The organism is Pseudomonadota bacterium, from assembly GCA_016927275.1.
In the GTDB taxonomy this organism is placed as follows: domain Bacteria; phylum UBA10199; class UBA10199; order 2-02-FULL-44-16; family JAAZCA01; genus JAFGMW01.
Genome location: JAFGMW010000066.1, coordinates 1 through 4,866 on the forward strand (window position 1 = coordinate 1; position 4,866 = coordinate 4,866).

Annotated in this window: 5 protein-coding genes; all 5 read left to right on the forward strand. The window is 66.0% G+C overall.

Features of this window, described 5'->3' with window-relative positions:
* Positions 1–273, forward strand: a 273-nt coding sequence (locus JXA24_04280) for an FtsW/RodA/SpoVE family cell cycle protein (GenBank protein ID MBN1282972.1), incomplete at its 5' end; no start/stop codon positions are given.
* Between the two features lie 17 nt (positions 274–290).
* A complete protein-coding gene (gene murG, locus JXA24_04285) occupies positions 291–1,400 on the forward strand; it encodes an undecaprenyldiphospho-muramoylpentapeptide beta-N-acetylglucosaminyltransferase (protein ID MBN1282973.1) in 1,110 nt (369 codons plus the stop codon).
* Positions 1,401–2,768: a UDP-N-acetylmuramate--L-alanine ligase gene (locus JXA24_04290; protein MBN1282974.1), complete on the forward strand. Its 1,368-nt coding sequence runs from the start codon at positions 1,401–1,403 to the stop codon at positions 2,766–2,768.
* 59 nt (positions 2,769–2,827) lie between these two features.
* Entirely contained in the window at positions 2,828–3,715 is an 888-nt protein-coding gene (locus tag JXA24_04295) for an FAD-binding protein (protein MBN1282975.1), read from the forward strand.
* Between the two features lie 42 nt (positions 3,716–3,757).
* Positions 3,758–4,702 carry a D-alanine--D-alanine ligase gene (locus tag JXA24_04300; protein MBN1282976.1) on the forward strand — a complete coding sequence of 315 codons (945 nt, stop codon included), beginning with the start codon at positions 3,758–3,760 and terminating at the stop codon, positions 4,700–4,702.
* The last annotated feature ends 164 nt before the right edge of the window (positions 4,703–4,866 follow it).

Here is a 4,866-nt window from a genome sequence, read left to right on the forward strand (position 1 = left end):
ATCTCGCTCTTCGGGTTCCTCTGTTACCGCGGGATCAGGATAGCGCTCAGGGCGCCCGATCTCTTCGGCAGATACCTAGCCGCAGGGTGCACCCTGCTGATCGGGATGGGCGCGGTCCTCAACATGGGGGTGGTGCTTGGCCTTCTGCCCACCAAGGGGCTGGCGCTTCCGTTCATAAGCTACGGAGGGTCCTCGCTGGTCATGTCGCTGGTCGCAGCGGGGATTCTGCTCAACGTGTCGACCTACAGGAAGGCCGGGCAAGGCTGGGCCTGAGAGGGAGGACCGAAGGGATGGGAGAGGGAAAGGGCAAATACTTTCTGATCGCTGCCGGCGGCACCGGCGGCCACGTCTTCCCGGGCATCGCCATAGCCGAGGAGATCGCCGGCATGACCCCCGCTGCGGAGATACGCTTCGCAGGGACCGAGCGCGGCCTCGAGGCCGGGATCGTGCCGCAGCGCGGCTGGCCGCTCATGCTCATCAAATCCCATTCTCTCAAGGACCGAAAGGGGTTCGCGAAGATATGCGCCGCCCTCGCCCTGCCCGTGTCGGTGCTCAGGGCTTCGGCGATGCTGGCGTCCAGGAGGCCTTCCGTCCTCATCAGCATAGGCGGATACGCGGCAGGTCCGCTCTGCCTGGCCGCCTGGATTCAGAGGATACCGGTGATGCTCGTGGAGCCGAACGCGATACCGGGGCTCACCAACCGCATGCTGGCCAGGTTCGCGAAGAGGGTGTTCGTATCCTACCCGGAGGCGGCCCCCGCGTTCGGGAGGAAGGCCGCGATCTCCGGCACCCCTGTGAGGCGCAGCATACTGGAGGCGCGCCACGGCGCCCGCGATGGTTCCGCCAGGGCTACGGTGTTCGTTTTCGGAGGGTCTCAGGGGGCGCGCACGCTGAACAGGGGGATGGTCGCCGCGCTCCCGTGGCTCGCGCCTCTCAGGGAGAGGATTTCGATCGTGCACCAGACAGGCGGCAACGACGATCCGCTCTCCATCGAGCGCGCCTACGCGGAGGCGGGCATCGAGGCAACGGTCTTTGAGTTCACCGACCGGATGTGGGAGTGCTACGAGAGGGCCGACATCGTTGTCGCGAGGTCGGGCGCCAACACCGTCGCCGAGGTCTCGGCGCTGGGCATACCGGCGGTGCTCGTGCCGTATCCGCACGCGGCCGACGACCACCAGAGGGCGAACGCCGAGGCGCTGGTGCGCGCCGGCGGCGCGGTGATGGTGGCCGATTCCGAGTTCACCGGCGAGAGGGTCTCGCGCGAGATCTCGTCGCTGATCGAGGACAGGCAGAGGCTCGAATCCATGCGCGCCGGAGCGCTGGGGTTCGGAAGGCCCGACGCGGCGAGATCGATAGCGAGGGAGTGCATGGCTGCGGCGGGAGGCCAGGGAGGTTCATAGGTGTTCAAGAAGTATCAACAGATACACATGGTCGGCATCGGCGGCATCGGCATGAGCGGCATCGCGGAGGTGCTCCTCAACCTGGGCTACCGGGTGACCGGGTCGGACATCAAGAGGGGCGATGCGACCAAGAGGCTCGCGCGCAGGGGGGCCCGCGTCCACATAGGCCACAGGCGGCAGAACATAGACGGCGCCCATGCGGTGGTGATCTCCTCGGCGGTGGGCGAGGGCAATCCCGAGGTCCGCGAGGCCCGAAGGCTCGGCATCGCGGTGGTGCCGCGCGCGGAGATGCTGGCCGAGCTCATGCGCCTCAAGTACGGGGTCGCGGTCGCCGGCGCGCACGGGAAGACCTCCACCACTTCGCTCATAGGGCACATGCTGGACCGCGCAGGGCTCGACCCGACCCTTATAATCGGGGGCAAGGTCAACAACCTGCGCTCGAACGCAAGGCTCGGCAAGGGGGAGTACCTGGTCGCGGAGGCGGACGAGTCGGACGGCTCGTTCCTCAAGCTCGCCCCCACGGTCGGCGTGATAACAAACATAGACCGCGAGCACATGGAGAACTACTCCGGCTTCGAGGGGCTCAAGCGGGCGTTCGTGGAGTTCGCGAACAAGGTCCCCTTCTACGGCGCCGTGATCGCATGCACGGCGAACCCTGTCGTGAGGGCCATAGTGCCGAGGATAACCAGGCCGTGCATCACGTACGGGGCGAAGGACTCCGACTACTGGGCTAGCGGGATCCGCCAGGATGGCGACCGCCTTACGTTCACGGTGATGCAGCGGTCGGAGCAGCTCGGCGAAGTGACGCTCGGGATGATAGGGACGCACCAGGTCGAGAACGCGCTGGCCGCGATAGCGGTGGGCCTCTACCTCGACATCCCGTTCAAGACCATAAGATCGTCGCTCTTGAGCTTCAGGGGCGTGGCCAGGCGCTTCCAGGTGCTCACCAGGAAGGGCCCCATGGTGGTGGACGACTACGCCCACCACCCGGCCGAGATACAGGCCACTATATGCGCCGCCAGGGGCGGTTGGCCGAAGAAGCGCCTGGTGGCGGTGCTGCAGCCTCACCGCTACTCGAGGCTCGCATATCACTTCGACCGCTTCGTCTCGTGCGTGAAGGACGCCGACGCGGTGGTGGTGATGGACGTGTACGCTGCCGGCGAGAGACCGCGCAAAAACTATAACGGGGGGAGACTATGGAGAGAGCTGTGCAGGCGATACCCGAAGAAGATGGTGGCGTTCGCCCCGACGACGCAGGAGGTCCTGTCGACGCTCGCGCCGTGGTGCCGGAGGGAGGACATGATCCTCTTCCTGGGGGCGGGGAGCGTGACGCAGACGGCGAAGGCCTTCTCGAAGAGCTTGACCTGATCTCGCTCAACCCCAGGCTGCGCGCGAAGCTCGAGCGCCAGTCGGAGCAGGACAGGAGGATGAGCAGACAGCAGCGCGATGCCCTGGCCGCGCTCCTGCCGGAGGGATCGGTCCTCTTCGACGAGGCGATGTCCCGGCACAGCGCCGCAGGGGTCGGAGGCCCGGCCGAGGCGATGGTCAGGGCGGACGGGATCGCGGGGCTCAAGGCCGTGCTCGCCTGGGCGATCGACAACGGCGTTGAATACAGGTCCTGGGGGAGGGGGAGCTCAACGGTGGTGAGGGACGGCGGCATCTCCGGCATCGTCATCGGGCTCGGCGGGGAGTTCGAGGGGGCGGAGATCAGGGAGCAGCGCAGGGATGAGGCGCTGGTCTCTGCCGGCAGCGCATGCGCTGCGAGGGCGCTCTGCGAGATGTGCGCAGCCAGGGGCCTTGCCGTGCCCGATCGGATCTCCGGTTCGTGCGGCACCGCAGGCGGAGCCCTGTTTTCAGGCAGGGGCGACGACGCCCCCGGGTTCGTCGATTCGGTCGAGGAGGTCACCATAGTGACCAAGGAGGGGAGGGAGCTCACCCTGCGCGGCGGGGCGCTCCGCTTCGAGACGGGGGCGCTGAAGGTGCCGCGCACCTCCGTCGTGGTCAGGGCGATCTTCAGGCTCAAGGCGGCCGGCGAACAGGCCGTGATCCGTCCCGCGCCGAAGGACATGCGTATCTCGCATGTGTTTTCGAGCGGCTGCAAGACCTGCGCGTCGGCGCTCATAGACGAAGCGGGGCTGAGGGGGGTGCGCGTCGGAGGCGCGAGGGTGGCGATCGACGACCCGAACGCGATCGTCAACGAGGGCAACGCCACGGCACGGGACATCCTGGTGCTCATGAGCCTCATCCGCGATCGGGTGAGGGAATTCACAGGCGTCACCCTCGAGCATGCGATCGAGATAACAGGCGAGAGGTGACGGCGAGACGCTGATCACGGGTTACGGATCGCGAGGTTTTTTATGACCGGGAGATGGAAAGGCAAAAGGGTGGCGGTGCTCATGGGGGGGGTCTCCAGGGAGAGGGAGATATCCTTGAGGACAGGCTCCGCCATATCGGCCGCGCTCAGGCGTCAGGGATGCGAGGTCGTAGACATCGACGTGGGCTGGGGCGCGGAGCTGGTCGGCGCGCTGGACAGGGCGAAGCCGGAGGTTGCGCTGATCGCGCTGCACGGCAAGTTCGGCGAGGACGGATGCGTGCAGGGGCTCCTCGAGATGATGAGGATACCCTACACCGGCGGGGGCGTGATGGCGTCCTCGGTGGGCATGGACAAGATCGTCTGCAAGATGGTCGCCCGCGAACTCGGCGTACCGTGCCTGCCCGAGGAGGTGTTCGACGCCGAAAGGAACGAGCCCGGGCCGTTCGCGGCCTCTCTCCGGATGGAGATGCCGGTGATAGTCAAGCCGTCCAGGGAGGGCTCGACGATAAACATGACGATCGTGAGGGAGGCCCGCGAGCTCTCCCCGGCGATCGAGAAGGCCATGGAGTCGGACAGCAGGGTGCTCGTGGAGAAGTTCGTGCAGGGGAGGGAGCTGACTGTGGGGCTGATAAACGGCGAGGCGCTGCCGGTCCTCGAGATAGCGCCGAAGAGCGGGTTCTACGACTATGCGTCCAAGTACACCAAGGGCATGACCGAATACATAGTGCCGGCGAGGATAGGCGAGCCGCTGGCGGTCGAGCTGCAGCGATTGAGCCGGAGGATATACAGGGAGATAGAGTGCGAGGGCACGGCCAGGGTCGACTTCATAGCGCCATCGGACGACGAGGCCTATTTCCTTGAGATCAACACGATACCCGGGATGACAGAGCTGTCGCTGGTGCCGAAGGCCGCGGCGCACGTGGGGATAGGTTTCGACGAGATATGCCTGCGCCTCCTCGACAACGCCCGGCTCAAGGTGAACGTATGATTTTGTGAACTGTCACGAGTCACGAGTTACGAGTCACGAGTCACGGATTTTATGAGCATTTTTCTCAACAGGCAGACGGTGAAGCGCAGGAGGCGCTGGGGGGACAAGCTGCGCCAGGTGGAGCGCGCGCTCCTCTCCATGCTGATAGTGTTCGCCGGGGTGGC